Source organism: Xanthomonas sp. NCPPB 1754 (genome assembly GCF_041475725.2).
Taxonomy (GTDB): domain Bacteria; phylum Pseudomonadota; class Gammaproteobacteria; order Xanthomonadales; family Xanthomonadaceae; genus Xanthomonas; species Xanthomonas euvesicatoria.
Genome location: NZ_CM192982.1, coordinates 4387113 through 4414080, shown reverse-complemented (window position 1 = coordinate 4414080; position 26968 = coordinate 4387113). Strand labels below are relative to the sequence as shown.

Here is a 26968-nt window from a genome sequence, read left to right as displayed (position 1 = left end):
GGCGGAGCGGGGCCGGGCCGATCTGTCAAGCCGTCGGCGGGGGCCAATCGCGTCGGTATCATGCCGGCCGATGCTGGAGTTCTCATGACCGTAGTCCCCGACGCCCCCGTGACCCCTGCCGCGCTATCTGCCTTCCTGCGCGGTGTCGAACGCCGGGGTCTGGTGCTCGCACAATTGCAATGCGGCGACGTGGCCGCCGCCGAGCGCGCACTCGCAGCGGCCTTGCGCGCCTTCAGCAGCCAGGCGGCAGGTCGGCCGATGGCAAGCTGGCCGATGCGCTTCTGGAGCCTGCTGGCCACCGCGCCACCGCTGCGGCGCGAGCCGATGCCGGGCACGTGGCTGCCCCCGTTCACCGTCTTGGGCCGGATGCAGACTGCCGACCGCCTGGCGCTGCTGCTGCGGATCGTGGCCGGGCTGGAAGAAGGCGTGGCCAGCGAGGTGCAAGGCGTCGAAGCGGCGGACTACCGGCAGTCGCTGGCGCGTGCCTGCCCGCGCGATGCCGCCGGCAATCCGGATGCCCAGGCCTGGCGGGCCCTGGCAGAAGCGGCGCAAGTGGAACTGCGCGACCTGAGCCCGGCCCAGTTGACCCGGCTGAGCCAGCTCCGCGATTCGGCCCTGGCCGGAATGCCGCTCACTGCCGCGCCGTCCGAGCCGGCACCGGCGCCGCGCCGTCCTGCCGCTGCCCGGGCCCGACGGCAATGGCGGTGGCCGCAGCTGGAGCGCCGCCACGCCGGCATGGCGCTGGGCGTGCTGGCGGTGGCACTGCTGCTGGCGGTGTTGGGCTGGTGGTGGGCCCACCGCCGGCCCGCGCTTCCTCCCGAGCCTGTCTCCCAGGCGCCTGCCGGCGTGCTGCACGTGACCGACGCGGCGCCGGTACTGGTGGAGGAACTCCCGGCGGCCGACCTGCCGGATGCCGTGGCCACGCCGGGCCTGGATCCGCGCGACCAGGCGATGCTGGCCGACCCGGATCTGGAGCTGGCCCGCGCTGCGGACTTCTATGCCTGGTATGCCGCCGGCCACCCGGTGCCGGTTGATGAATCCGGTGCGCATGCCACCGCAGCCGAGCAACCTTCCGCCGCTTTGGAGACGGTCGATGATGAAACCAACTGACTGGTGCGGCCTGCTGCTCTGCGCGTTTGCCGGCGTCGCCGGCGCGCAGCGCTTGCCGACGCCGCTGGAAGAATCGGCCGCTGCGCCGGCCGCGTCCACTTCCGCTGCCGCAGTGCCGAGTACATCGCCGAGCGCCGCGCAGCAACGCGCACGCTGGGCAGCGATGACGCCTGCGCAGCAAGCCGAGCTGCGTGCCCGCTATGCCGCCTGGAAGGGGCTGACGGCCACAGACCGCGTGGTGTTGCGCCAGGCACGCGAGCGGCTGCAGGCCTTGCCGGAGGATCAGCAACGCGCGCTGCGCACCCAGTTCGGCGCGATGGATCGCCTGCATCGCGACGGCTGGCGCCTGGGCTCGCAGGTGGGGGCGTTCTATGCCCAGTTGCAGCCGTTGATCGGCTACGTGCAGCCCGCCCAGCGCGAGGCCATGCTGGCCGCGCTGCGCAGCCTGGACGCCGGCCAGCTGGAGCAACTGGCGGTGCTGGCACAGCGCACCCCGCCCCAGGAGCGCGACAGCCTGCGCGAGGCCTTCCTGGCCGAAGCGCCGGCCACGCGCAGCATCTGGTTGAAGCGCCAACTGGCGCGTTGATCGCTCGCGTGCCGTCGGCGCGCGCAATGCCTTTCAGTGTTGCGCCGGTCATATCCGTTCTAGCGGTGCCTGCCCCATAGCGCCGCTTCAGACGCGCCGCACCCAGGCCCGGCATCGCTGCGTCGCGCTGCAATGTGGCTGTCTTCGCGCAACCGTCTGCGCAGTCAGCGCGTCAAAGACGCGCCAGACTGGCCACCATCAACAGCGCCGCGGCCACCGTCACCAACACCAGATACACCCCGCTCAGGCCGATGTACTTGAGCACGGTGACCAGCCAGGACTGCGCGTACACACGCCGCTGCATCCACAGCAGATACACCGGCATCCAGAGCGTCAGCCCGAACTGCACGACTCCGATACTCCAGGTGATCGGGCTGGCGACGTGCGCCAGCGCATCGCTGAGCAGCGACAACAGCAGTTGCGTGAGCAGGTTCAGGCACAGGAAGGCGTGGCTATACAGCGCCACCACCAGATGCTCCAGATACACCTGCCCGCTGCGCACGTAGAACACCCGCAACAGCAGTGCAAACAGCGGCACCAGCACCAGCAATGCAGACGGCACCGCTGCGAAGAATGCGTTGTAGAGCAGTTGCGGGTCGCTGCGCAGCCGCGGCAGGTTGTCGCGGATATGGCGAAGTTGGGTATTGATCCAGCGGTTGGCGAACTGCGGTAGTGCCGCATAGTGCAGTGGGTTGCTCACCGGGTCCCACGGCTTGCCCATGACCGAAAAGAACGTGCTATCGCTGTCTGCCTCTGCGGTGGGCACGGCGCTGGTCGGACGCGCGTCGGCCTGCAGCTGCGTCAGACGACGTTGCGCTTGCGCATTGGCACGCGCGATGCCGGCGTCCACGCGCTCGCGTGCGATGCCGCTCGGCACGGCCGCGCGCGTTTGCGTCAGCGCGTCGACCAACTGCCTGCGTACCGCTTCCACCTGCGCCGGCGTGCGTGCCTGTGCGAAATCCTTGGGAACCGTGGTCTGGCTGGTGCCGGGCGCGGCGGCGATATCGCTGTCTGCGGCGGACGCATGCACGGCGATGCGCGCGATGAAGAACGTCAACAGGCTCAGTACCAGGAACAGCCGCATCGGCGCCACGTACCGCACGCGTTGGCCGCCCAGGAAGCGTTGGGCCACGCGTCCGGGCACCAGCAGGTCGCGCAGGGTGCGGAAAATGCGCCCATCCAGATGCCAGAACGACTCGAACACTTCTTCCACCGCATGGGCGACGCTGCGCACCGGGTTGTGCGCGCTTTGCCCGCAGGCGTGGCAGTACGCCCCCTGCAAGGCAGAGGCACAATTTTTGCAGTCTGTGGGAGGGTGCGCGGTCGAATGCGGTGACATGAGCCAGGTCCGGTTGGCGAGTCGGGGAAGGCGCGTTGCCGTCGACCTGATCCCGAAAGAACGGCGTTGGCGCACGCGTACAACTGTCTCCCGCGCCGGCCCGGTTGCAGCAGCCTTCGCGTTTTGCCCGCGCGCGCAGTCGCGCAGCGGGCTCTACCCAGCTGCGCGGCAAGGTCGCAGTCGGAAAGTAGGCGTAAGATAGCCGGCCCGCGCGACCCGGTGCCAGCGCCTCCCGGCACGGCCGTAGTCCGCGCAGCGATCGGTTGTCATGTCTGTTTCTTCTGCACCCCCGTCCGCGACGCCAGGCTTCGCCTCGGAAGTGCGCACCACCGGCCTGCTTGCGTTGCCGCTGGTGCTCGGCCACGTTTCCACCGGCCTGATCGGTTTTGTCGACAACGTCATCGCCGGCCACCACGGCACCGCCACGCTGGCTGCAGTCACCATCGGCACCTCGCTGCTGTGGCTGCCGATGCTGGTGCCGATCGGCACCTTGATCTCGTTGACTGCCTCGGTCTCGCAATTGCTTGGCGCCGGCCGCGAGCGCGAGATCGGGCCGCTGTTCCGGCAGGCGCTGTGGCTGTCGCTGGGGCTGAGTGCGCTGATGTTCGTGTTCCTGAGCGTGGTGCCGCCGTTGCTGCCCACCTTCGGGATTGCAGCGGACATCGTGCCCGGCGCCACCGCGTTCCTGCACGCGGTGCGCTGGGGCGTGCCGGCGCTGACCTTCTACTTCTGCATGCGCTATCTCAGCGAGGGCATGCACTGGACGCTGCCGACCATGCTGCTGGGTTTTGGCGGCCTGCTGGTGCTGGCACCGGTGGGCTATGCGCTGACCTATGGCAAGTTCGGCTTCGCCGAACACGGTGCCGAAGGTCTGGGCATCGCCTCGGCCATCACCATGTGGGTGCAGGCGAGCGTGTTTGCGCTGTATCTGTGGCGCGCACGGCGGTTTGCGCATCTGCACTTGTTCGCCCACCTGGAAGGACCGCGCTGGCGCGCCATCGGCGAGTTGCTACGCACCGGCTTGCCGATCGGCATCACCGTGTTGATGGAAGGCGGGTTGTTCATCGTCACTGCGTTGTTGATCGGCCGGCTGGGCTCCACCGAAGCGGCCGCGCACCAGATCGCGATCAACGTCGCGCAGTTGTGTTTCATGATCCCGATGGGCGTGGCCGAGGCCACCACCGTGCGCGTGGGCCACGCAGTGGGCCGCGGCGACCCGCTGGCGATGCGGCGCGCGGCCTGGGCCGGCTATGCGATCGTGCTGGGCACCCAAGCGCTGTCGGCCAGCGCACTGTTGCTGGGCCACGATGCCATCGTCGGCGTCTATACCGACGACGTGGCCGTGGCCGCGCTGGCGTCGGTGTTGCTGCTGTTTGCCGCCACGTTCCAGTTTCCCGACGGCATCCAGGTGCTGTCGGCCGGCGCGCTGCGCGGGCTCAAGGACACCCGCGTGCCGATGTTCCTGGCGATGTTTTCGTACTGGGGCGTGGGCATGCCGATCGGCGCCGGGCTCGGCCTGGGGCTGGGCTGGGGACCGAAGGGCATGTGGGTGGGCCTGATCCTGGGCCTGACGGTGGCCTCGATCCTGATGGGGCTGCGCTTCCGCCAGACCAGCCGGCGGCTGACCGCCACCGTGACACCCTGACTTCCAGCGCATGCCGCGCGCGCTGCGCAGCCGGTATGCTGGGCACCATCGATCTGTATGCAGCGTCTTTCGACGGAGCTTTCCATGAACCACCCCGTGCGTCGCAATCCCATCGCCAGCTTCTTCGTCGGCCTGTGGGATGTGATGAATTTCACCCGGCGCCTGATTTTCAACCTGGTGTTCTTCGGTTTCCTGTTCCTGCTGCTGCTGGTGTTCGTGGTGGCGCTGGCGCGTGGCGATGGCACCAAGCCGCTGGCCGAGCGCACCACCCTGGTGATCAACCCGGAAGGCACGCTGGTCGAACAATTCAGTGCCGACCCGGTCAGCCGGTCGCTGGCCAAGGCGGTCGGCGACAAGAGCGCCGAAGAAGTGCAACTGCGCGACCTGGTGCGCGTGATCGAGGCGGCGGGCAAGGACCGCAAGATCGAGCGCGTGCTGTTGAACCTGGACAAGCTGCAACCGTCCGGATTTGCTTCCCAACGCGAAGTGGCCGTCGCATTGCAGAAGTTGCGCGCCTCCGGCAAGCAGATCGTGGCCTTCAGCGAGAGCATGAGCCAGGGCCAGTACCTGCTCGCCGCACAGGCCAACGAGGTGTATCTGGACCCGATGGGCAGCGTGTTGCTGGAAGGCCTTGGCCGCTATCGCCAGTACTTCCGCGAAGGCCTGCAGGACAAGCTCGGCGTGGACGTGCATCTGTTCCGCGTCGGCGAGTACAAGTCTGCAGCCGAGCCGTACATCCTGGACGCGGCCTCGGCCGATGCCAAGGAAGCGGATTTGTTCTGGATGAACGATGTGTGGCAGCGCTATCTGGCCGACGTGGGCACCGCGCGCAAGCTGAGCCCGGCGCAGCTGGCTGCCGGCATCGACACGCTGCCCGAAGGCGTGGCCGCCGCCGGTGGCGACCTGGCCAAGTTCGCGCTGCAACAGAAGCTGGTGGACGGGCTCAAGACGCGCGAAGAAGTCGATGCGCTGCTGGTCAAGCGCGGTGTGGCCGACAGCGATGCCGACAGCGGTTTCCGCAATATCGGGTTCAACGATTATCTGAGCCAGCTGCAGGCGCAGCGTTCGCCGATGGACAGTCGCCCGCAGGTGGCGGTGGTGGTGGCGGCGGGCGAGATCAGCGGTGGCGAACAGCCGGCCGGACGCATCGGTGGCGAGTCCACGGCGGCGCTGCTGCGCCAGGCGCGCGACGACGAGGAAGTGAAGGCGGTGGTGCTGCGCGTGGATTCGCCCGGTGGCGAAGTCTTCGCCTCCGAGCAGATCCGCCGCGAAGTGGTTGCGCTCAAGCAGGCCGGCAAGCCGGTGGTGGTGTCGATGGGCGATCTGGCCGCGTCCGGCGGTTACTGGATCAGCATGAATGCCGATCGCATCTACGCCGACCCGTCGACCATCAGCGGCTCCATCGGCATCTTCGGCATGGTGCCGAACCTGACCCGCGCGCTGGACAAGATCGGCGTGCACACCGACGGCGTGGCCACCACGCGGTTCGCCGGTGCGTTCGACATCACCCGTCCGCTGGATCCGGCTGCCGGCCAGGTCATCCAGGCGGTGATCAACAAGGGCTACGCCGACTTCACCGGCAAGGTGGCGCAGGCGCGTCACCAGTCGGTGGAGGCGATCGACAAGGTGGCGCGTGGCCGTGTGTGGAGCGGCGCGCAGGCCAAGGAGCGTGGATTGGTGGATGCGTTCGGCGGCATGTCCGAAGCGGTGGCCGATGCGGCCGACCGCGCCAAGCTGAGCCGCGGCAAGTTCCGCGTGCGCTATGTGGAAAAGCCGGCCACGCCGTTCTCGCAGTTCATGAGCGGGTTTGCCGGCAGCCGCATGGGCGCCTGGATGCTGGGCGACTCGGGCATGGCGCGCGCGCTGCTGGCCCGCTCGTTGCCGGAAGTGGATACGCAGCTGCGCTTTGTCGAAAGCGCCGTGCACGACAGCAAGGCAGGCGGCACGCCGGTCAAGTCGCTGGCCTACTGCTTCTGCGGGTTCTGACGCGTTGCGCTCAGTGCGCACTTGATGCATCGACAACGCCGGCGATGTGCCGGCGTTGTTGTGTGCGCGCGGATGATGCGGTGATTTGAACGGCCGAACGAACGAAGCAGGCGGCAAGACCCACGCAGCAATCGTCGAGCGCGCAACCATCGGCCACTCGTATCGCGCATGTCGTGCTGAGTGCAGTTACAGCCTTGGCAGGCGTTCACCGGTGGCTATTGGCACATCCGTGCGCTGATTGGCACCAACTGCAGGCGCTTCAGGGCGCCAGTTCACCGGTTGCCGAGGTTTTGCTACTGCGTGGCGGCATCGATCGCCTTGCGCTGATCGTCGGCCGCCTGGTCGGTTGCGGCCTGCACCGCGTGCGCCTTGTTCAACGGTTGCTGGATGTGGTCGCGCAAGGCGGTGGCTTGCGGATCGGGCTTCTGATCGGTGGGCGCGGGCTGCGGCCGCTGACAGGCGCCCAGCGACAACGCCAGACCAACCGCAAGCATCCAATGCATCTTCATCGTCGTGACCTCGCTTGGGGTGGCGTTATCCTAGAGCGTGTTATGTACGTTGAGGTGATTGCTTCCCGGCGGGTTGGCCGCCAGCGGCATGGAGCAGGCGCCGCGCGGCTTGCCTTGGCGCCAGCCAAGCCGGCGCCGCGCAGCACCCGCTCCGCACCGCTGGCGGCCAACGCATCTCATCTCAACGTGCACAACACGCTCTAACGCCCGGGCCACGCATGCGCGTCAACTGCGTTGCAGCGGCCGTTTCCTGCGCTTTGAAGAGGATTACCACGTGACAACGCACCGTTGGCGGCTGGATGGACAGACCGCCCTCATCACCGGCGCCAGTGCCGGGATTGGTCTTGCCATCGCGCGCGAGCTGCTCGGCTTCGGTGCCGACCTGCTGATGGTGGCGCGCGATGCCGATGCCCTGGCGCAGGCGCGCGATGAGCTTGCCGACGAGTTTCCCGAGCGCGAACTGCACGGGCTGGCCGCCGATGTCTCCGACGATGAAGAGCGCCGCGCGATCCTGGATTGGGTGGAAGACCACGCCGACGGCCTGCATCTGCTGATCAACAACGCCGGCGGCAACGTGACCCGCGCCGCGATCGATTACACCGAAGACGAGTGGCGCGGCATCTTCGAAACCAACGTGTTTTCCGCATTCGAACTGTCGCGTTATGCGCACCCGTTGTTGGCGCAACACGCAGCCTCGGCCATCGTCAACGTCGGCAGCGTCTCGGGCATCACCCATGTGCGCAGCGGCGCGCCGTACGGCATGACCAAGGCGGCGTTGCAGCAAATGACGCGCAACCTGGCGGTGGAGTGGGCCGAAGACGGCATCCGCGTCAACGCAGTGGCGCCGTGGTACATCCGCACCCGCCGCACCTCCGGTCCGTTGTCGGATCCGGACTACTACGAACAGGTCATCGAACGCACGCCGATGCGCCGCATTGGCGAACCGGAAGAAGTTGCCGCGGCAGTGGGTTTTTTGTGTCTGCCGGCTGCCAGTTACATCACCGGCGAATGCATCGCGGTGGACGGCGGCTTCTTGCGCTACGGGTTCTAGCGCAGGCGACACATACCGCCTGGTTCCGAGTGGATGCGCATGGACGCAGAGCCGGCATGTTCATGCACCATGTTCATGCACCCGCCCATGCTGCGCGTCGTCTTTCAGCCAAATGGCGATTGCCCGCCAACCGTCCAGACCCGTTGGCTCATCGCGCGACAGGCGTGCTCAGGGCGTGGCGGCCGGATTGGCGCAACGGCTCTCGTCGAGAACCCGGCGCATCTGCTCATAGCGTTGTTTGCGTTCGGCCGACTGCGCGTCATCGGAGAAGCGCCAGGTGGATTCGGCCTGCTCGGCGCGTTTGCGCCAGGCCTCGCACAGGCTCTGGTCCGGCACCGGCGCGCAGCGGTCGGTGACCACCTCGCAGGCGCTGCCGCCCCCGGTGGCCGGGCCGCCGGCCAGATTGGTGGTCTGCATCGGCAGGCAGCGCGTGGCCGGTTCGCGGTCTTCGGTAAAGTAACGCCCGTTGTCGTGTGCGGTGCACTCGAACAGCGGCGGCGGTGGCAGGGTCGATGTCGAGGTAACCGTCGGTGCTGGCGGTGCGGCGGGCGTGGCCGGTGCGGCGGGTGCCGATGCAGCCGCCTGCGCAGCAGCCCGTGGTTGCGCCGCTGGCATCGCAGGTGCAGGCGCTGGGTTGGTAGCGCCGCCGGGCGCGAATGGCACCGCCGCCGGTGCGGTCATCAGCTTCTTCTGTTGTTGCATGCCCTTCGGGCACGGCATGTTCTGCACCGTCAGTGCGCCAGTCGGATCGGTACAGCGATAGATGGCCACTTCCTGCGCGCCGGCCAGCGAACCGAGCGCCATCATGCTGAGCGTCATTGCGCCCAATAACGGCCAGCGCCTCATGCGCCGCCGCAGTCGCGTTGCTGGCGTGCCTCGATGCCGCGCTGTTCGCGGCTGAGATCCTCGCGCTCGCTCTGCAGCGCGCTGTTGTAGCGGCGGATCAGCTCCCAACGGCGGTCGGCCAGCCGCGCGCAGACTTCCTGTGCGGGCAGGGCGTGGCATTCGTCGCGGATCTGCACGTTGCCGTACGGCACGATGACCGTGCCGCCGTATCCGCCGCCGTTGTAACCGCCCTGATAGCCGCCTTGGTAGCTATCTACGCCGAAGCTTGCGCTGCCGCGAACGCTTCCTCGTCCGGAGCCACCCTGCACCGAGATCGCCGGACGCGGGCTCACCGAGATCGGTGGACGCTGGATGCCGCCACCGCCGCGGACCGGGGGAGCAATGGTGTTGCCCACATAGGCGGGCCCCCAGGTCGGCACCCAGCGCGGATTGCCTTCCGGGCTGTCGCTTGTGTAGCGGTTGCCGTCTTCGGTGGTGCACTCGTACATCGGCTGTGGCGGTTGCACGGTAACGATGCGGACCTCATGCGTGGGCGCTGCGGCGACCGGTGCCGGCGGCTCCACGCGCGCTGGACGCGGCGGCGGGTCTTGCGGCCGTTGCAGATCCAGCACCTGCTGGCGACCGCTGCTGCAGGGTGCATCCTGCAGGGCGACAGTGCCGGTGCTGCTCACGCAGCGATAGACCCGCACATTCGGGTCGGGTTTGCTCGCGGTGGTGGCGGCCGACGCCGGCAGCGCCGCGGCGAGCAGCAGAAGAGTCAGGACGGTACGCATGGCTGCAGTGTGCGCGTCCGTGCGGCCGCCGCAAAGGGGGTGCGGCTGAACGAACGGTGTGCAGGGGCGAGGCGACAACGCACCGGATGGCTGCGGCCTGCTTCCGGAATGCCAGGCAGTGGCCAGGTAGGCCGCCAAGGGCGACGGCCCGGAACATTCGGCGTGGGGATAGACGACCAATGGACCCGCCGCGCGCGCCTCATGGCTGCGCGGCCGTTTCTCGGCCGCACTCAGTCGCGCAGGATCTGCCCGCTGCGTGCGTCGCGGATCTGGGTCGGCTGCGCCAGGGCGCCGGTCTCGCCATCCACCACGCCGTCGATCGTCGCCAGCAATGCCGGATCCAGGGCGGCGCGGCTGCGCGCCGGCGGCTCGCCGGCCAGGTTGGCGCTGGTCGACACCAGCGGCGCCCCCCAGGCCGCGCACAGCGCTGCCACCACGGGATGCGCGCTGATGCGTACCGCTAGCCCGTCATGTTCGCCGGTGACCCAGCGCGGCGCCCGAGCGGTGACCGGCAGGATCCAGGTGTGCGGGCCGGGCCAGCTGGCCAGCACGTCCTGCCGGCGTGCCGGCTCCAGTGCGTCGATGTCGACCCAGTCGCGCAGCAGGTCCACACTCGACGCCACCACGATCACGCCTTTCTCCACCGGGCGCCGCTTGATCTCCAGCAGCCGCAGTACGGCCGCCTCCTGGCGCGGGTCGCATCCCAGTCCCCACACCGCTTCGGTCGGGTAGGCGATCACGCCGCCCTGCGTCAGTGTGGCGACGGCGCGATCCAGGTCGAGTGTGTCGGTCATGCTGCGCCTCTCAGCCTGCGGCCTTGCTCACGGTTTTCTTGACCACGCGCTTGGCGGCCGTTTTGGCAGCGGTCTTCTTGGCCGGCGCCTTCTTGACAGCGGTCTTGCTGGCCGCGGTCTTGGTCGCGGTCTTCTTGACGGCAGGCTTCTTCGGCGCCGAATCCTTGACCGTATTCTTCTTCAGGGTGGCCTTCTTGGCGCCAAAGCCCTTGCGCACGGGCTTGCCGGTGTCGGCCAGCAGCTGCTGCACTTCTTCGAACGTCAACGACGCCGGCTCACGATCCTTGGGGATCTTGCCATTGAGCTTGCCGTCGCTGATGTACGGGCCGAAGCGTCCGTTGAGTACCTGGATGTCGCTGCCGTCGAATTCCTTGATCACCCGGTTGCGTGCGATCTCTTCCTTCTCTTCGATCAGGAAGACCGCGCGCGCCAGGTCGATGGTGTAGGGGTCGTCTTCCTTCTTCAGCGAGGCATAGGTGCTGCCGCGGCGCGCGAACGGGCCGAAACGGCCGATGCCCACGCTGACGTCCTGGTCCTGGTCCTGGCCGAGCAGGCGCGGCATCTTGAACAGTTCCAGCGCGTCTTCCAGCGAGATCGAATAGATGCTCTGGCCAGGACGCAGCGATGCGAAGGTGGGCTTGTCCTCGTCTTCAACCGTGCCGATCTGCACCATCGGGCCAAAGCGGCCGATGCGCGCGCTGACTTCCTTGCCGCTTTTCGGGTCGGTGCCGAGCACGCGCACGCTGCCGGCATCGGTCTTGTCCAGCGAGTCTTTCTTATCTTCGACCAATTCCTTGAACGGGCCCCAGAACTTCTCCATCAACGGGATCCACTCGGCTTCGCCGCGCGACACCGCATCCAGATCGTCTTCCAGATTGGCGGTGAAGTCGTAATCGACGTAGCGGGTGAAATGCCCGGACAGGAACTTGGACACCGCCCGGCCGACGTCGGTGGGGCGGAAGCTGCGGCCTTCCATCTCGACGTATTTGCGGAACTGCAGGGTCTGGATGATCGAGGCATAGGTGGAGGGACGGCCGATGCCGTATTCCTCCAGCGCCTTGACCAGCGCCGCTTCGGTGAAGCGCGGCGGCGGCTGGGTGAAGTGCTGATCGGTGACGATGCGGTCCAGCGGGACGTTGTCGCCGGCCTTCATCAGCGGCAGCTTGCGGCCCTCATCTTCGTCCTCGCTGCTCTTGGTGTCCTTGCCTTCTTCGTACACGGCCAGAAAGCCCGGGACCACCACGGTGGTGCCGCTGGCGCGGAACACGTGCTCGCTGCCGGCCGACAGGTCCACGCTGACCGTATTGAGCGTGGCCGGAATCATCTGGCAGGCCACTGCGCGGCGCCAGATCAGCTCGTACAGGCGGCGCTCGTCCTCGGACAGGAAGCGCGCCACTTGCGCAGGCGTGCGCAGCGCGGAGGTCGGGCGCACCGCTTCGTGGGCTTCCTGCGCGTTCTTGGACTTGGTGGTGTAGGCGTTGGGCTGGTCGGGCAGCGAAGCGGTGCCGAAATCGCGCGCGATCACATCGCGGATTTCCGCCAGCGCGTCCTGCGACAGGTTCACCGAGTCGGTACGCATGTAGCTGATCAGACCGACCGAGCCTTCGTCGCCGAGTGCCACGCCTTCGTACAACTTCTGCGCCACCTGCATGGTCTTGCGGGTGGTGAAGCCGAGCTTGCGCGAGGCTTCCTGCTGCAGCGTGGAGGTGGTGAACGGCGGGGCGGGGCGGCGCTTACGCTCCTTGCTGGCCACGTCGGTGACATGCAGCACGCCTTGCGCGGCCTGCTGGATGCGCAGGCGCGCCGCCTCGGCGGTGTCGCCGTCGGTCACGGTGAACTGCTCGAACTTCTGCCCGTCCAGCTTGATCAGCCGCGCATTGAACGCCTGCGAGGGATGCCGACAGTGCGCATCGATGGACCAGTATTCGCGCGGGATAAAGGCTTCGATCTCTTCTTCGCGCTCGACGATCATGCGCAGCGCCGGCGATTGCACGCGGCCAGCGGACAGTCCGCGCTGCACCTTGCGCCACAGCACCGGCGAGAGGTTGAAGCCGACCAGGTAATCGAGCGCGCGGCGCGCCTGCTGCGCATCCACCAGGTCGCCTGCGATCATGCGTGGCTTTGCCATCGCCTCCTTGATCGCGCGCGGGGTGATCTCGGTGAACACCACCCGCTGCATCGGCTTGTCCTTGAGCAGGCCGCGCTCTTTCAGGATCTCGGCGATGTGCCAGCTGATCGCCTCGCCCTCGCGGTCCGGGTCGGTCGCCAGAAAGATGTCGTCGGCACTCTTGGCGGCACGCGCAATGGCTTCGACGTGCTTCTCGTTCTTCTCGATCAGGTCGTAACGCATCGCAAAGCCGTTGTCCGGATCAACCGCGCCTTCCTTGGGGACCAGGTCGCGCACGTGCCCATACGAGGCCAGGACGGTGAAGTCCTTGCCGAGGTATTTATTGATCGTCTTGGCCTTGGCGGGCGATTCGACGATGAGCAGGTGCTTGGGCATGGTGGCAACTTCTTGGGGCGGAGCCCGGGGGGCGGGTAGCGTGGCCTAATTGGCCGGTCGAGGGAAGCAGATCGACCGTTTCCCACGCGTTAACGCCCGGGAAGGACTCCCGGGCGTTCAGTTCTCTTATTAGAAAGATCACGGCGGACGCCGCCGTGTCAAGCGGCCGGCGCCGCGAATTGCTAGCGCTGGCTCATTCCGATCGCCGCCAGCATGAAGGCGACGGCCACCACCGAGAGCACCAGGATCACCGCGTAAATGGCCAGAACCACGATGGACACGGTATCCAGACCCCTGGATTGCCGCTCCGGATGCTCGGTGAATGCCCAACGGTCCACCACCAGGGTGTCGCAGACCTTGTCGTGCGGAGCCTGCTTGCGCGCGGTCATGCCGGCCATGAAGGCCGCCACGATCACGCCGATGCCCAGGGTGAGCACGCTGATCAGCATGTAGGCCAGATAGCGCAGCACATTGCGCCAGAATCCGACCCGCCCGCCGTTGCTGTCGGCGCGCACCAGCTTGATGCCGCAGGCGAGCTTGCCCAGGCTGGCCTGATGCCGGCTGGACTGCATCCAGGCGAAATACAGCGTCGGGATGGCCAGGCCGATGCCGTAGGACATCACCACGATGGCGATGCCGAGCGCACTGCCGTCGTCCAGCGCCGAACCCGAATCGCCGCGCGTGGTGACCAGCGCCACCACGAACACCAGCGGAATCACGATCAGGTACACCGCAAAGGTGGTGATCAGGCTATCGAGAATGCTGGCGGCCACGCGCCGCCAGAGCCCGGCGTAGACCACTGGCGCATCCTGCAGCGCCGTGTCTGCGGCGGGCGCGGCGAGGGCCGGGGCATCCCAGGCCCCTGGAGGTGGCGTGGTCGCCGCTGCCGCGGTGTAACCCGGTGGCCACGTGGTGCCCGAGGGCGTGGTCGGGCTTGGATCTGACGCCAGCGGCGTGTTGGACCATGCCGAGGTGTCTGATGAAGGGGATTGATCGTGTGGCCGGTGTAATGGGGCGATTGCCGGGCGGTGATCGGCACCGGCAGCCGCGCCGGTATCGCTGGCGCTGGTGCCTGCACCCGCACCCTCAATGCCGCCATCGGCAGCTGCCGGTTGCCAGTGCGATGTCCCCCTGGCGTGGTCATCGATCGGCAGGGTCGCGGTGGGCGAACCTGTCGCCGGCGCGTCGTGGCCGGGATGCGCAGCCGACAATGGTGCATGGCTTGCCGCATCCGCCGGCATCTGCCCGCCGGCTTCCGGGGCCGCGGCCGCCGCCGCGCTGTCCAAGCCCAGCTCGCCCTCGATCTCGTGCAGTGCCACCCACTGCGCCAGACCTTCGCGCCAGACCAGGCTGGAACGGTCGATGATGCCCTGCGACAGGCGCGCGCGAAGCGTGTCCGTGTCCACCGGCCCCTGGCGCTGCCGCTGTGCGTCGGCGTAGTACCACTGCGTCATGTTGTCCCCTTAACGTGTAGCGATCGGCATGCAGCAGGCAGTCAGCCGCGGCAATCCGGTGGAAGTTGGGTGTCGTCGATTTCGGAACTGCAGTGCCAGCTGCCGGCATCCGCATCCAGCTCCAGCCACACGGCCTTGCCGTCGATTCTGGCCGACTTGGGCGCATGGAGCACGGCTTCGATGCCGCATTCGCTGCCCTCGAAACGGCCGATGCGCACGCTGCTCAGCCGCTCGCTCGCGTACTGCTCGGGTGGCTTGAACCCCGCGTCGTCATTGACCGGGCAGCGGCCCTCACTGGCCAGGAATCCGGTGATCTGCGGCTTCAATGCGGCCAGTTCGCCGACCGCCTCGGCGACCTTGGCGCGGCTCAGGTAATCGTTGTAGGCCGGGAACGCGATCGCAGCGAGGATGCCGATGACGCCCACCATCACGAAAACACCGGCCAGCGCACCCAGCACTGCAACCAGCGGCCAGCCGGGGCCATTGCGACGCGGCTGCACTGGTGGCGCGACAGACGACTGGGCAGGCGCAATGTGCGCCGCGGCAGGCGGCAACGGCGGCGGAACCGCGCCCGCACGCACATCCGTGGAGACTGGCGGGCCCAGGGTGTCGGCGCACGCTGACAGCGGCAACCAGTTGTCCAGGCCTTCGCGCCAGACCAGCGTATCCAGGGCGATCACGCGATCGCGATACAGGCCCAGCAAGACGTCGTCGGCCACCGGACCATGCCGATGGCGGTGGCCATCGGCGTAATACCAACTGCGCATCCCCGTTCCCCTGCACGCACATCCGTGGCGGCTTCAACGCTCAGTGTACGGGTTCAGGCTCGTCCAGGAACATCTGGGTTTCCATCCAGGCGTAGGCCGCTTCCGCCCCGGGCTGGTTGAACAACACCATCAGCACCACCCACTTGAGGTCGTCCAGATCCAGTTCGTCCTGATCCAGCGCCATGGCGCGGTCCAGCACCAACTCGCGCTGGTCGGCGTCGAGAATGCGGTGTTGCTCAAGGAACAGCAGAAACCCGCGGCAGTCGACATCGAGCTTGTCCAGCTCCGGCCCGTGATAGATACGCACCGGTCCATCGACATGCGGGCGCGCGACGCTGGGCCGCTGCTCGGAAAGCGCGTCCAGCCAATCGAAGGCCTTGCTGATTTCTGCGGGACTGAAACCGGCCTGGATCAGGCCATTTTGAAGCGAGTCACGGTCACGGACCAGGTCCGCGTCTTCGCTGAAGTAATGTTCAAACAGGTACAGCAGTACATCGAGAATGCTCTCTTTCATTGCCCTCGGCCTGCGTCGCGCGACGCTGTGGAGGTGAAGAAACTAAGGATTGCGGGTATAGCGACCGTGCTCGGTGACCACGTCTCCCTCCAGTTCCATGATGAGCAGCATGGAGGACAGCGCGGCGGCCGTCAATCCGGTGCGCTGCACCAATGAATCCATAGGGGTTGGGTCGTGGCCCAGCGCTTGCCACAAGCGCTGGTAGTCGGGATCGGAGCGGGCGGGACCGGCGCCAGCACTGGTGGTTGCCTTGCTGGGCAATTCAGTGGGGGCGGCCAGGCGCTCGCGCAAGGCGCTGGCCAATTCGCCAGACAGCTGGCCCAGTCCTTCGATGACCTGTGCAGGCTCCTGCGCCAGCGTGGCGCCCTGCCGGATCAGGTGATGGCAGCCGCGCGCGAGCGGATTGTGCAGCGAGCCGGGGAGGGCGAACACCTCGCGCCCTGCTTCGGCCGCCAGCCGGGCGGTAATCAGTGCGCCCGAACGCATCGCCGCTTCGACCACCAGCGTCCCCAGTGCCAGCCCGGCAATGATCCGGTTGCGGGCCGGAAAGTGCGCCGCGACCGGAGCAGTGCCCGGCAGATATTCGCTGACCACCGCGCCGCGTTCGGCGATGCGATCGCGCAAGCCTTGGTGCCGCTCGGGATAGGCGACATCGACACCTGTGCCGACCACCGCCACGGTGATGCCGTCGTGCTGGGCCAATGCGGCCTCGTGTGCGATCGCATCCACGCCGGCGGCCATGCCGCTGACGATGCTCAGCCCGGCGCAGGCCAGGCTGGAGGCGAATGCGCGGGTATGGTCGCGGCCGCCGGCAGTGGCCGAGCGGCTGCCGACCACCGCCACGCCCGGGTGCCAGAGGACATTGGGGTCGCCGTCCACGAACAAGGCCATCGGCGGATTGGCGATATGCCGCAACAGGGCCGGGTAATCCGGATCGCACCAGCCGATCAGGTGGTGGCCGGGCTGTTCGCACCAGCGCAGCCCGGCCTCCAGCGCCTGTGGATCGGGGCCCTGCAGCAGCGCAGCCTGCACCTCATCGCAACCAGCGGCGCGCCACGCCCCAGGCCCGGCTGCCAGCATTTCGGACGCTGACCCGTACGAGGTCAGCAATTTTCGGCGCGGCGGGCTGCGGCCGCCTGCCAGCAGCAGGATGAGCAGTGCGCGCAGGTCGGGAGCGGTTTGGGCCATACACCCAGGCTAGGCCGCAAACGACGACGGCGCCCTCGGGCGCCGTCGCGTTGGTGCATCGGATCTTTCGCTTATTGCGCGTCAGGATGCTTGACGAAATAGCCCAGGCCGGTCGGCTTGACGCTTTCCATCACCAGCGCATAGCTGACCTTGTCGAAGGTGCGGAACACCATCGCATGCGAGGCGTACTCGTCGGGCAGGCCGACGGTGGAGCCGGACGGGCCGCTGAAATCGTCGTCGGTCCGCGAGAAGCGCGAGTGCTTGACGCGGTCGCTGACCGTGCGGCCCTTGCGCCAGATCGAGAACACCGTGCCGTTGTTGATGCCTTCGCGGGCGCCGCCGGAGATGGCGATCACATCGCGCGTGCCGCCGACGGTGAAGGCATCGGAGATGGCCAGCACGCGCAGTTCGGTCTGCAGCGCCTGTTCCGACGGCGGATGCGGGATGAACTGCAGATCGTACGGCTGCGCTTCGACCGCAACGATGCGATCGCCGGCGCGCACTTCGCGGCCGCTGTCCTGCAACAGCAGGGTCGCCGCCTTGGAGTTGCCGCCTGCCGCGCTGCGGGTGATGGTGCCGACATTGACCTGCGCCATCTCGTAGCCGAGGAACTCGCGGCGCGTGCTCGGCGCGATGAAGTTCTTCCAGATGTTGCCCGAGCCGGCGGTGATGTTGCCGGCCATGTCCAGATCTTCGTTGTGCTTGGGCAGGCTGAACTTCACGGTCGGGCGAACCACCGCAAAGCGCTGGCCCGGCTGCGCGTTTTCCAGGCCGACCACGTAGGCGACCTGGCCGGTGGTGGCACGCGTGCGACCGCCTTCCAGACCCACCACATACGGCAACTGGTCGAAGTCGTCGACCACGCGCAGGTTCTTCAGGAACGGCTCGACGTCGGCCAGCGGAATGGCGTTGATCGGCGCTTCCTGGCGCGGGCCGGGCTGGATCGTGCCTTTGCCGACCCGGTCCAGATAGGCCAGGCTGATCACGTCACCCGGATAGATCAGGTGCGGATTCTGAATCTGCGGATTGGCTTGCCAGATTTCCGGCCACAGCCATGGTTTTTGCAGGAAACGCCCAGCGATGTCCCACAAGGTATCGCCCTTGCGGACCACATAGGTGTCTGGATGCTCGCCCACCGCTTGCGCGGCAGCGTAGGTCGCGACGGTCAGCATCGCCGCAGCGACGACCGTACGAAGTCGGTTCAACATAGGTGCCTTCTTGCCTGATTCCCCAACAGGTCTGCGCACTATAGTCTAGAAACCGGGGCGTCACGCAAGCATTGCGCTAGAATGACAGCGTCTTGCCGGCGCCGCGCCGGTGTTTCCAGACGGGTAACCCCATGGCTTTGCTCCCAATTCTTGAGTTTCCCGACCCGCGGCTGCGCACCAAGGCGGTGCCGGTCGATGCTGCCGAGGTCACCAGCCAGGTGTTCCAGACGCTGCTGGACGACATGTTCCAGACCATGTACGAGGCGCCCGGCATTGGCCTGGCCGCCAGTCAGGTGGACGTGCACAAGCGATTCATGGTGATCGACATCAGCGACGAGAAAAACCTGCCGCAGGTGTTCGTCAACCCCGAGATCGTGAGCAAACAGGGCGAGCAGCTGTATCAGGAAGGCTGCCTGTCGGTGCCCGGCATCTATGCCGATGTCAGCCGCGCCGACGCGATTACCGTGCGTTATCTCGACCGCCAGGGCCAGGCGCAGGAACTGCAGGCCGACGGGCTGCTGGCCGTGTGCATCCAGCACGAGATGGACCACCTGGACGGCAAGCTGTTCGTGGATTATCTCTCGCCGCTCAAGCGCGAAATGGTGCGCAAGAAGCTGGCCAAACAGCGCAAGCATGTGGCTTGAGGGCCGGGATTGGGAATTGCGGATTCTGGATTGGCAAAAGCGGGTTTTTGCAGTGTTTTGAATCTGCTGGTGTCGAATCCTCGAATGCGAAGTCTGCTGCGATCTGGCTCGTGGGCTTTGCCCGCGCATCGCGATACCGGCCCGTCTGTAGACGGATGGTCTCAAAGATCGGGATTCGGGATTGGATAAGGCACTGCCGTAGCAGGCATCGAATTGCCGGCTGCGATTCCCGCCTCGCGCTCGATGGTGACGGGCAACGCCGGTTCTGGCGCCAGGTTTCCAAATCCCCCACAAATCTGCTCCTACCTCTCAGCTCCACGCCATTCGCGCCCCGGCCAGCACACCTGCCGTTGCGAATCCCTACTCCCGAATCCCGACTCCCAGCCTTATGAGAATCATCTTCGCCGGTACGCCGGATTTTGCCGTTCCGTCGCTACGTGCCGCCGCGCAGCGGCATGAGGTGGTGGCGGTGTACACGCAGCCGGATCGCCCCGCCGGGCGTGGCCGCGGGTTGACGCCCTCGCCGGTCAAGCTGGAGGCGATCGCGCGCGGCATTCCGGTGTTCCAGCCGCAGACGCTGCGTTCGCCCGAAGCATTGGCGACGTTGCGCAAGCTGGATGCGGACCTGATGGTGGTGGTGGCTTACGGGTTGATCCTGCCAAAGGCAGTGCTGGCCGCGCCGACGCACGGCTGCTGGAATGTGCATGCCTCGTTGCTGCCGCGCTGGCGTGGCGCCGCGCCGATCCAGCGTGCGATCGAGGCCGGCGACACCGAGACCGGGGTGTGCCTGATGCAGATGGAAGCCGGGTTGGACACCGGCCCGGTGCTGCTGTCGCAGCGCATCGAAATTGGCGAGCAGGAAACCGGTGGGCAGCTGCACGACCGGCTGGCCGCGCTGGGCGCGCAAGTGCTGTCCGATGGCCTGGGTCTGTTGCGCGCCGGCATCCGTCCGGTGGCGCAACCGCAGCCGGCCGACGGGGTGACCTATGCGCACAAGCTGGACAAGGCGCAGGCGCGGCTGGATTGGGCGCAGCCGGCGCAGGAACTGGCGCGGCGCGTGCGAGCGTTCAACCCGTGGCCGGTGGCCGAGGCGATCCTGGCTGGCGAGCGCGTGCGCCTGCATGGCGCGGTGGCGCTTGAACTGGCCCATCAACACCCCCCGGGCACCCTGCTGGCGGCCAGCAAGCAGGGCATCGATATCGCCTGCGGTGAGGGTGCGCTGCGGGTGCGCGTGCTCCAGCGCGAGGGCGGCAAGGCGATCACCGCCGCCGATTACCTCAACGCGCGACGCGACCTGCCGGCGCTGCGCTGATGTCGGCCGATACCGCAACCGCCGGCGTTGCCTCGCGCCTGGCCGCCGCACGCGTGCTGACGGCGGTGTTCGATCAGGGCCGGTCGTTGAAGGCCGAACTTGCCGCCACCTTGCCCGGCATCGGCGATCCGCGCGATCGTGCGCTGGTGGAGGCGATCTGCTTTGCGGCCATTCGCCGGCGTCCGGCCTATGACGTCGCGTTGCGGCAATGGCTGGAACGTGCGTTGCCGCCCCGCGATGCCGAACTCAAGGCGCTGCTGATGGTCGGTTTCGCCCAACTCGACGTGCTGCAGCTGCCCGCGCACGCCGCGTTGTCGGCCACGGTGGATGCGTGCCGCGCATTGGGCCGGCCCCGTCAGGCCGGCATGGTCAACGCGATCTTGCGGCGCGCCCAGCGTGAAGGATTTCCGGCGGTGGCCGACGATGCCGGTTGGCCGTCGTGGCTGCGCAAGCAGCTGCGCGCGGACTGGGGCGATCGTGCCGAAGCCATTTTTACCGCCAGTGCGCAGATGGCGCCGATGTGGCTTCGCGTGCAGCGTTCGCGCACCGACCCTGCGAGGTATGTCGCGCGACTGGCCGAACTGGATATCGTCGCGCACACCGACGCGGTACTGCCGGATGCGGTGCGCCTGCACAACGCCGTGCCGGTGAGCCAGTTGCCGGGCTTTGCCGAAGGCGATGTTTCGGTGCAGGACGGCTCTGCCCAGCAGGTGGCCGATGCGTTGACCCTGGCGCCGTCGGCACGCGTGCTCGATGCCTGCGCGGCGCCGGGCGGCAAGGCGGCGCATCTGCTGGAGCGCCACCCCGGCTTGCAGCTCACTGCGCTGGATGTGGATGCGCGCCGCCTGGAGCGCGTGCAGCAGACCTTGCAGCGCACAGTCCCCGATGCGCAGATTGCATTGCAGGCGGCCGACGCCGCCGATCCGGACGCGTGGTGGGACGGCCGGCCGTTCGATGCGGTGCTGCTGGACGCGCCATGTTCGGCCACCGGCGTGGTGCGTCGTCAACCGGATGTGCTGCTGCACCGGCGCGCCGACGATATCGATGCGCTGTGCGCGCTGCAGGCGCGGCTACTGGATGCGACCTGGCGCACGCTGCGCCCGGGTGGACAATTGCTGTACACCACCTGTTCGCTGTTGGCGCGCGAGAACCAGGCGCAGGTCGAGGCATTTCTGCAGCGCACTCCCGATGCACAGGCGCAGCCTTTGGGTGCGCAGTTCGGGCATGCCGCCGGCGCCGGACGTCAGCGGTTTCCAGGCGAGGCGCACTGCGACGGATTTTTCTACGCGCTTTTGCTAAAAGCCTCCTGATCGCGCGAAGTCCAGCGCTCCACCCTCTGCGTCCGACTGCCGCCCGACATGTTCAAGAATCGCGCTTCCACCGATGTCTGGTTGCTGGCCATGACCGCCGTGCTGGTAATTGGAGCCGGCCTGGGGTTGCGTGACCCATGGCCGGCGGACGAGCCGCGCTTTGCGCTGGTGGCCAAGCAGATGGTGTTGAGCGGCGACTGGTTGTTCCCGCATCGCGGCAACGAGCTGTATTCGGACAAGCCACCGATGCTGATGTGGCTGCAGGCGCTGTTCTACACGCTGCTGGGCAATTGGCGGGTGGCGTTCCTGCTGCCGTCGTTGCTGGCCGCGTTGGGCACATTGGCCTGCGTCTACGATCTGGGCCGGCGGCTGTGGACCCGGCGCGTGGGCGTGTATGCGGCCTGGATGCTGCTGTTTACGCTGCACTTCACCTTTCAGGCCAAGAAGGCGCAGATCGACCCGCTGGTGGTGTTCTGGATCACCCTGGCCAATTACGGCTTGTTGCGGCATCTGCTGATGGGTCCTGCCTGGCGCTGGTGGACGCTGGGCTGGTTCGCCGCCGGGTTGGGCGTGATCACCAAGGGCGTTGGCATCATCGCGCTGCTGCTGCTGATCCCGGCCGGGATTGCAGCGGCGCGTGGCTGGCCGGGCGTGCGCGTGCACGTGCGCGACCGGCGCTTCTGGCTGGGGCCGCTGTTCTTCTTCGTGGCGATCGCGCTGTGGTTCGTGCCGATGATGGTGACCGCGCTGACCGCCGGCCAGCCCGAGTACCGCGTGTATCTCAACGACATCCTGCTGCGCCAGACCGCCAAGCGCTACGCCAACTCCTGGGATCATGCGCAGCCGGTCTGGTACCACCTGCAAAGCATGGCCACGATGTGGCTGCCGACCATCCTGCTGCTGCCGTGGGCGATTCCAGCGTGGCGGCGCCGGCTGAAGCGACGCGATCCGCGCTATCTGCTGCTGCTGGCCTGGTGGCTGCTGGTGCTGGTGTTCTTCACCATTCCAAGCGGCAAGCGCGATGTGTACATCCTGCCGGCGCTGCCGATGTTCTGCCTGGGGCTGGCGCCGCTGGTGCCGGGCCTGCTGCGCCGGGCTGGCGTGCAGCGGCTGCTGTTCGGGTTCGGGCTGCTGTTGGCAGTGGCGTTCAGCGCGGGCGGCGTGGCGATGCTGATCGGCCACCCGGGCTTCGAGCAGAAGATCATGGACAGCCGCGGGGTCGGCAGCGAAGCCACCGACCCGCTGGGCTGGCTGCTGCTGGCGGTGGGTAGCTGGGGCATCGTCAGCCTGCTGCTGGTGCGCGTGCGCCGCTCCGCGTTCGCGGTGGTTTCGCTGCTTGGCGCGTGGTGGGTGGCGTTCGGGCTGGTGTGTTACCCGATCTTCAACGATTCCAGTTCGGCCGGTGCGGTGATGCGCGAGGCCGGGCGCCGCATCGGCCCGGATGCGCAACTCGGGCTGGTGGCGTGGAAGGAGCAGAACCTGCTGATGGCCGACCGGCCTGCGCAGACCTTCGGCTTCAAGGTGCCGTGGGAAGCCCAATTGCAGCGCGGCGTGGCCTGGCAGGCAGAGCAACCCGGCCAGCGCTGGCTGATGGCACAGGAGACCGCATTGCTGGCCTGCGTGGATCGCAGCCGCAGCCAGTTGGTGGGCGTGGCCAATCGCCGGCGCTGGTGGTTGGTGCCGGCCGATGCCGTGCGTGGCCCCTGCGTGGCCAGCTCCAGCGAGCGTGCGGTGGAAGCAAAGGAGCAGGGCAACCTGGATACCGAATGAGCCGGCCGACTCCACCGGCACACACGCGTATCAGGTGCCATTGGCACGGCGTCAATGCAGCGGCCGGTCGCTGTCTAGCAGGGATTCATGCGTCGCATCGTTAGCTTGGCCGGCGCTGCCGAAGCCCGCGCACTGCGTCGCCTCCCTTTTCCCACCGATTTGTAGATGAATTCCTTGCGTCCCCAACCCGCGTCACTGTCGCCCTCTGCCCCGACCACCTCGCGGGCAGGCGTGCGCATTGCCGAGCTGGGCGCGTTCGCATTGACTGCGCTGGTGGTGAGCATGCCGAGCGGGTTGCTGCCGTTCGGCCTGTGCCTGCTGCTTAGTTCGTTGATGGGCTGGCGCAGCTTGCGTGAGGCCATTGCCGCGCGCGAGTGGTCGTTGCGCGTGGTGGGCTGGCTGACGGTGGCGGTGATTGCGATGTCGCTGCTGTCGATCGCGTTGTTCGAGCACGGGCTGCGCGATGTGGGCAATCGCTCGCGCTTCCTGGTGCTGCCTTGGGCGGCGCTGTGGGCCTATGCGTTGCAGCCGCGCCAGCTGTGGTTGTGGCGCGGTGCCTTGGTCGGCGTGTTTGCGGCCATGCTGATCGCGCTGCTGCAGGTGATGAACGGTGCCGACCGCGCCGAAGGCTTCACCAACGCCATTGTGTTTGCCGACATCGTGCTGATGTTGCTGGTGGTGGCGGTGTTCTGCCGCCCGCTCGGCAGCGTGCGCTGGCTGGTGGGCGCTGGGGTCGCCAGCGTGGTGGTGATCGTGCTCAGCGGCAGCCGCGGGGTGTGGCTGGCGATGCTGGCCACGCTGGGCGTGCTGATCTGGGGTGCGCCCTGGCACAGCACGCGCGTGCGCCTGCTGACCTTCATCGGCGGCGCGGTGCTGGCGGTGGGCGTCGCGCTCAGCGTGCCGGCGCTGACCGATCAGATGCGCCTGGGCGAATTGCAGCGCGACCTGCAGCGTTACGAAGTGGGCGACACCGATTCGTCGGCCGGTGCCCGTATCGAACGCCTGCATGTGGCTTGGGACACGGTGACGGCGCATCCGCTGACCGGTGTGGGCGTTGGGCGTTTCGACGATGCGATGCACGACCTGCCGGCCTGTGCCGCCGACCCGTCGTTGTTCCGTTGCCAGTTGGGGCATGCGCACAACGATCTGGCCGAATGGAGTGCCACCCAGGGCGTGCCCGGGCTGTTGCTGCTGCTTGCCGTCTACGGCGTGCCGCTGTGGATGTTCGTGCGACTGCATCGGCGCAGCGGGCAGCAGCAGTTCCGCGGCCCGGCGGCGGCCGGGGTGATGCTCGTGATCAGTTATGCCTTGTGCGGCCTGACCCAATCGATGTTCGCGCACCAGGTGGCGGCGAGCTTCTACACGGCCATGGTCGGCGTGCTGGTGGGTCTGTCGGCGCGGCAGGCGCAACAGGTGCAGTCGGACGTGGCACGCGCTCGATAGCGGCGGATGATCCACCGGCTGCATGTGGCGCATGCCCCGGCAGCGCGCTTTCGGTGCCTGGGCACACGCCCGTGCACATACAGAAGGGGGCGGTCGTTGCCGGAGTCGGCATGCGTTGGCTTGCACATGCCGACTTCCACTCGCCGTTGGCGGCGTTCGCAGCAGCGTGCCTGCAGCTCGGAGTTTTTACCGGTTCTTATTCGCTGCGCCGATCCGGCGCCCATGGCGGGTCCTGCACCGGCTGATCGTTTTGCAGCAGCCACAACATGATGGTTTTCTGGCGGACGTAGTTGGCGCGCACATAGGCGTAGATCAGCCCATGCCAGCCATCGCGAAAGCCGCCGCGCAACAGGTAGCCGCGCCAGAAGCGCCAGGCCGGCGCCAGCACCAGCTTGCTCCAGGTGGCGCGTTTGCCGCGTGCATGTTCGTGCTCGGCCATCATCTGCGCGTAGCGCTGGGTCTTGGCCAGCTGCTGCATCAGCGAGCGGTACGGGTAATGGATCAGATCGCCCGCCAAGGTCTCCACGGGGCCATCCACGCTGGCCGCCTCGTGGATCTCGCGCTTGCCGCGCCAGCCGCCGCGACGGCGATCGAACAAGCGCAGCACCCGGTCCGGATACGCATTGCCGTGGCGCAGGAAGCGACCGAAGTAGTCGGACAGGCGTGCGAAGCGGTAGCCGGCCGCCGTGGCGAAACCGGCGTCGCGCGCAGCGATGATCGCCGCGCGCAGGGCATCGCTGACGCGTTCGTCGGCGTCCAGGCACAACACCCAGTCGTGGCTGGCCTGCGCAACGCAGAATGCCTTCTGGCTGCGGTAGCCATCGAAGGTGCGTTGCAGCACGCGCGCGCCGTGTGCGCTGGCGATGGCGGTGGTGGCATCGGTGGAGCCGGAGTCCACCACCACGATCTCGTCGCAGAACGCCAGCGAGGCCAGACAGTCGCGTAGGCGATCGGCCTCGTTGAACGCGATAATGCAGGCGCTGATGCGCGGCCGTTCGTCGGGTGCGGTCGAAGAGGACATGTGATGGCCGATTACCTGCTGTTCGCAACGGAGCGTTACGCGTTGCCTATTCTGGCGCCATTGGCGCAGGCGTTACAGGGCTGCGGGCACGTGGTGTCGGCCTGGTTCGAAAGTGGCGCGCGCGGGCTGGCGCTGCCGGGCGTGCGTGAGGTTGGCCTGCGCGAGGCGCTGGCGCTGCGCCCGCGTGCGGTATTCAGTGCCGCCAACTGGGTGCCACCGTTTGTGTCGGGCGCGAAAGTGCAGCTGTTTCACGGTTTCAATGTGCAAAAGCGCGAGGACAACCGCGGCCATTTCCGGGTGCGTGGCCTGTTCGATCTGTACTGCACGCAAGGCCCCGCCACCACCGCGCCGTTCCGCGCGCTGGCGCAGCGCGAGGGCCATTTTGCCGTGGTGGAAACCGGCTGGCCCAAGCTCGACCCGGTCTTTCGCGACGATGGCGGCCGCAGCGCGGCCTTGCGTGCACCGGCCGCCGGCCGCCCGGTGATCCTGTTCGGTTCCACCTTTACCGAGCGCCTGAGCGCGGCGCCCGCACTCTACGACGAGATCGCCGCCGACATCGCGCGCGGCGCGCATTACTGGTTGCTGACCTTGCACCCGAAGTGCGCGCAGGAATTGTTCGATCGCTATCGCGCACTGGCAGGCGCCAACGCACGCTTCATCGAACCCGAAGAGGTCATGGCCGCGCAACGTGCGGCCGATGTGCTGGTTTCCGATACCTCGTCGATCGTGTCCGAGTTCGTGGTGCAGCACAAACCGGTGGTGACCTTTCGCAACCGTGTGCCGCAGCCGCACATGCTCGACTTCCGGCAGGCAGAGCACTTGCCGCAGCAGCTGGCGCGCGCGCTGGCGCCGGATGCGGCTTTGCGTAGCGCGCTTGCCAGTTATGCCGATGCGATTCACCCGTATCGCGACGGGCATTCTTCCGAGCGGGTGATTGCCGCCACTGAAGACTTCATTGCCGGCAAGCTCGGCGGGCTGCGTCGCAAACCGCTGGGTGCAGTGTGGCGCGGGTTGCAGATCCGTCGCGAGTTGGGCTACTGGGGGCCGGCGCAGCGCTGAGCGCGATCAGCGGCAACGAGCGGGTGGTGATGATCGGCGACGTTTTGCCGAACTTACGTCCTTGTCATTGATCAGACCACTGACCCGGATTGCGACTGACGAGCAGCACAAGGCTGATCGCGGATGTTGATCAGTG

The 26968-nt window shown here is 67.4% G+C and carries 23 protein-coding genes; 11 read left to right on the top strand and 12 right to left on the bottom strand.

Going from position 1 to position 26968, the window contains the following annotated elements:
* Window positions 1-84: 84 nt before the first annotated feature.
* Together ACCQ15_RS19005 and ACCQ15_RS19000 are read left to right on the top strand one after the other, a co-directional pair.
* The gene (locus ACCQ15_RS19005; RefSeq protein ID WP_218507580.1) at window positions 85-1110 is read left to right on the top strand and encodes a hypothetical protein; all 1026 of its coding nucleotides are present in this window, start codon (window positions 85-87) and stop codon (window positions 1108-1110) included.
* On the top strand, window positions 1094-1696 hold the full coding sequence (locus tag ACCQ15_RS19000; protein WP_033478607.1) for a DUF3106 domain-containing protein: 603 nt from the start codon (window positions 1094-1096) through the stop codon (window positions 1694-1696). Before ACCQ15_RS19005 ends, ACCQ15_RS19000 begins: the two co-directional genes overlap by 17 nt.
* 172 nt (window positions 1697-1868) lie before the next feature.
* On the opposite strand, the gene ACCQ15_RS18995 is transcribed toward ACCQ15_RS19000, so the two are convergent.
* Window positions 1869-3035, bottom strand: coding sequence for a DUF3667 domain-containing protein (locus ACCQ15_RS18995; protein WP_228734412.1), 1167 nt, complete (start codon window positions 3033-3035; stop codon window positions 1869-1871).
* A gap of 268 nt (window positions 3036-3303) precedes the next feature.
* Here ACCQ15_RS18995 and ACCQ15_RS18990 point away from each other — a divergent pair, with 268 nt between their 5' ends.
* Complete coding sequence (locus ACCQ15_RS18990) at window positions 3304-4680, top strand: MATE family efflux transporter (protein WP_029820482.1); 1377 nt, start codon at window positions 3304-3306, stop codon at window positions 4678-4680.
* An 84-nt stretch (window positions 4681-4764) separates the two neighbouring features.
* Window positions 4765-6666 (top strand): signal peptide peptidase SppA, encoded by a 1902-nt coding sequence (gene sppA / locus ACCQ15_RS18985; RefSeq protein WP_014091225.1) that lies wholly within the window; start codon window positions 4765-4767, stop codon window positions 6664-6666.
* Between the two features lie 293 nt (window positions 6667-6959).
* On the opposite strand, the gene ACCQ15_RS18980 is transcribed toward sppA, so the two are convergent.
* Entirely contained in the window at window positions 6960-7175 is a 216-nt protein-coding gene (locus ACCQ15_RS18980) for a hypothetical protein (protein ID WP_003484467.1), read from the bottom strand.
* A 274-nt stretch (window positions 7176-7449) separates the two neighbouring features.
* On the opposite strand from ACCQ15_RS18980, the gene ACCQ15_RS18975 reads away from it, so the two are divergent.
* Window positions 7450-8226 (top strand): SDR family oxidoreductase, encoded by a 777-nt coding sequence (locus ACCQ15_RS18975; protein ID WP_005911403.1) that lies wholly within the window; start codon window positions 7450-7452, stop codon window positions 8224-8226.
* A gap of 168 nt (window positions 8227-8394) precedes the next feature.
* Here the strand turns inward: ACCQ15_RS18975 and ACCQ15_RS18970 are convergent, their stop codons facing one another.
* From ACCQ15_RS18970 to ACCQ15_RS18930, 9 genes are all read right to left on the bottom strand, one after another.
* Window positions 8395-9045, bottom strand: coding sequence for a DUF4124 domain-containing protein (locus tag ACCQ15_RS18970; RefSeq protein WP_005911401.1), 651 nt, complete (start codon window positions 9043-9045; stop codon window positions 8395-8397).
* 23 nt (window positions 9046-9068) lie between these two features.
* Window positions 9069-9845 (bottom strand): hypothetical protein, encoded by a 777-nt coding sequence (locus ACCQ15_RS18965; RefSeq protein ID WP_008572028.1) that lies wholly within the window; start codon window positions 9843-9845, stop codon window positions 9069-9071.
* A gap of 230 nt (window positions 9846-10075) precedes the next feature.
* Window positions 10076-10639 (bottom strand): L-threonylcarbamoyladenylate synthase type 1 TsaC, encoded by a 564-nt coding sequence (gene tsaC / locus ACCQ15_RS18960; RefSeq protein ID WP_008572029.1) that lies wholly within the window; start codon window positions 10637-10639, stop codon window positions 10076-10078.
* A gap of 10 nt (window positions 10640-10649) precedes the next feature.
* Entirely contained in the window at window positions 10650-13142 is a 2493-nt protein-coding gene (locus ACCQ15_RS18955) for a DNA topoisomerase I (protein ID WP_011348788.1), read from the bottom strand.
* A gap of 182 nt (window positions 13143-13324) precedes the next feature.
* Window positions 13325-14596, bottom strand: coding sequence for an RDD family protein (locus tag ACCQ15_RS18950; protein ID WP_014091220.1), 1272 nt, complete (start codon window positions 14594-14596; stop codon window positions 13325-13327).
* A gap of 41 nt (window positions 14597-14637) precedes the next feature.
* A complete protein-coding gene (locus ACCQ15_RS18945) occupies window positions 14638-15363 on the bottom strand; it encodes a pilin (protein ID WP_277574523.1) in 726 nt (241 codons plus the stop codon).
* A gap of 40 nt (window positions 15364-15403) precedes the next feature.
* On the bottom strand, window positions 15404-15877 hold the full coding sequence (locus tag ACCQ15_RS18940) for a DUF494 family protein (RefSeq protein WP_003484452.1): 474 nt from the start codon (window positions 15875-15877) through the stop codon (window positions 15404-15406).
* Window positions 15878-15919: 42 nt separating this feature from the next.
* Entirely contained in the window at window positions 15920-17065 is a 1146-nt protein-coding gene (gene dprA, locus ACCQ15_RS18935; RefSeq protein WP_014091219.1) for a DNA-processing protein DprA, read from the bottom strand.
* A 71-nt stretch (window positions 17066-17136) separates the two neighbouring features.
* Window positions 17137-18273 carry a LysM peptidoglycan-binding domain-containing protein gene (locus ACCQ15_RS18930; protein ID WP_017157054.1) on the bottom strand — a complete coding sequence of 379 codons (1137 nt, stop codon included), beginning with the start codon at window positions 18271-18273 and terminating at the stop codon, window positions 17137-17139.
* 131 nt (window positions 18274-18404) lie between these two features.
* Here ACCQ15_RS18930 and def point away from each other — a divergent pair, with 131 nt between their 5' ends.
* From def to ACCQ15_RS18905, 5 genes are all read left to right on the top strand, one after another.
* Complete coding sequence (gene def, locus ACCQ15_RS18925) at window positions 18405-18917, top strand: peptide deformylase (RefSeq protein WP_372380940.1); 513 nt, start codon at window positions 18405-18407, stop codon at window positions 18915-18917.
* A 388-nt stretch (window positions 18918-19305) separates the two neighbouring features.
* On the top strand, window positions 19306-20229 hold the full coding sequence (gene fmt, locus ACCQ15_RS18920) for a methionyl-tRNA formyltransferase (RefSeq protein WP_014091217.1): 924 nt from the start codon (window positions 19306-19308) through the stop codon (window positions 20227-20229).
* Window positions 20229-21539 carry a 16S rRNA (cytosine(967)-C(5))-methyltransferase RsmB gene (gene rsmB, locus ACCQ15_RS18915; protein WP_218555239.1) on the top strand — a complete coding sequence of 437 codons (1311 nt, stop codon included), beginning with the start codon at window positions 20229-20231 and terminating at the stop codon, window positions 21537-21539. The genes fmt and rsmB overlap by 1 nt, the downstream gene beginning before the upstream one ends.
* A 48-nt stretch (window positions 21540-21587) precedes the next feature.
* Window positions 21588-23309 (top strand): ArnT family glycosyltransferase, encoded by a 1722-nt coding sequence (locus ACCQ15_RS18910; protein ID WP_372380939.1) that lies wholly within the window; start codon window positions 21588-21590, stop codon window positions 23307-23309.
* 165 nt (window positions 23310-23474) lie between these two features.
* Window positions 23475-24752, top strand: a complete 1278-nt coding sequence (locus tag ACCQ15_RS18905; protein WP_011348779.1) for an O-antigen ligase family protein — start codon at window positions 23475-23477, stop codon at window positions 24750-24752.
* Window positions 24753-24948: 196 nt separating this feature from the next.
* Here the strand turns inward: ACCQ15_RS18905 and ACCQ15_RS18900 are convergent, their stop codons facing one another.
* Complete coding sequence (locus tag ACCQ15_RS18900; protein ID WP_372380938.1) at window positions 24949-25773, bottom strand: glycosyltransferase family 2 protein; 825 nt, start codon at window positions 25771-25773, stop codon at window positions 24949-24951.
* Here ACCQ15_RS18900 and ACCQ15_RS18895 point away from each other — a divergent pair, their 5' ends adjacent.
* Entirely contained in the window at window positions 25774-26832 is a 1059-nt protein-coding gene (locus ACCQ15_RS18895) for a CDP-glycerol glycerophosphotransferase family protein (RefSeq protein ID WP_074038444.1), read from the top strand.
* Window positions 26833-26968: the final 136 nt, after the last annotated feature.

Coding starts and splice junctions, on each gene's coding strand:
- ACCQ15_RS19005 (WP_218507580.1), top strand. CDS start 85: ATGACCGTAGTCCCCGACGCCCCCGTGACCCCTGCCGCGCTATCTGCC.
- ACCQ15_RS19000 (WP_033478607.1), top strand. CDS start 1,094: ATGATGAAACCAACTGACTGGTGCGGCCTGCTGCTCTGCGCGTTTGCC.
- ACCQ15_RS18995 (WP_228734412.1), bottom strand. CDS start 3,035: ATGTCACCGCATTCGACCGCGCACCCTCCCACAGACTGCAAAAATTGT.
- ACCQ15_RS18990 (WP_029820482.1), top strand. CDS start 3,304: ATGTCTGTTTCTTCTGCACCCCCGTCCGCGACGCCAGGCTTCGCCTCG.
- sppA (WP_014091225.1), top strand. CDS start 4,765: ATGAACCACCCCGTGCGTCGCAATCCCATCGCCAGCTTCTTCGTCGGC.
- ACCQ15_RS18980 (WP_003484467.1), bottom strand. CDS start 7,175: ATGAAGATGCATTGGATGCTTGCGGTTGGTCTGGCGTTGTCGCTGGGC.
- ACCQ15_RS18970 (WP_005911401.1), bottom strand. CDS start 9,045: ATGACGCTCAGCATGATGGCGCTCGGTTCGCTGGCCGGCGCGCAGGAA.
- ACCQ15_RS18965 (WP_008572028.1), bottom strand. CDS start 9,845: ATGCGTACCGTCCTGACTCTTCTGCTGCTCGCCGCGGCGCTGCCGGCG.
- tsaC (WP_008572029.1), bottom strand. CDS start 10,639: ATGACCGACACACTCGACCTGGATCGCGCCGTCGCCACACTGACGCAG.
- ACCQ15_RS18955 (WP_011348788.1), bottom strand. CDS start 13,142: ATGCCCAAGCACCTGCTCATCGTCGAATCGCCCGCCAAGGCCAAGACG.
- ACCQ15_RS18950 (WP_014091220.1), bottom strand. CDS start 14,596: ATGACGCAGTGGTACTACGCCGACGCACAGCGGCAGCGCCAGGGGCCG.
- ACCQ15_RS18945 (WP_277574523.1), bottom strand. CDS start 15,363: ATGCGCAGTTGGTATTACGCCGATGGCCACCGCCATCGGCATGGTCCG.
- ACCQ15_RS18940 (WP_003484452.1), bottom strand. CDS start 15,877: ATGAAAGAGAGCATTCTCGATGTACTGCTGTACCTGTTTGAACATTAC.
- dprA (WP_014091219.1), bottom strand. CDS start 17,065: ATGGCCCAAACCGCTCCCGACCTGCGCGCACTGCTCATCCTGCTGCTG.
- ACCQ15_RS18930 (WP_017157054.1), bottom strand. CDS start 18,273: ATGTTGAACCGACTTCGTACGGTCGTCGCTGCGGCGATGCTGACCGTC.
- def (WP_372380940.1), top strand. CDS start 18,405: ATGGCTTTGCTCCCAATTCTTGAGTTTCCCGACCCGCGGCTGCGCACC.
- fmt (WP_014091217.1), top strand. CDS start 19,306: ATGAGAATCATCTTCGCCGGTACGCCGGATTTTGCCGTTCCGTCGCTA.
- rsmB (WP_218555239.1), top strand. CDS start 20,229: ATGTCGGCCGATACCGCAACCGCCGGCGTTGCCTCGCGCCTGGCCGCC.
- ACCQ15_RS18910 (WP_372380939.1), top strand. CDS start 21,588: ATGTTCAAGAATCGCGCTTCCACCGATGTCTGGTTGCTGGCCATGACC.
- ACCQ15_RS18905 (WP_011348779.1), top strand. CDS start 23,475: ATGAATTCCTTGCGTCCCCAACCCGCGTCACTGTCGCCCTCTGCCCCG.
- ACCQ15_RS18900 (WP_372380938.1), bottom strand. CDS start 25,773: ATGTCCTCTTCGACCGCACCCGACGAACGGCCGCGCATCAGCGCCTGC.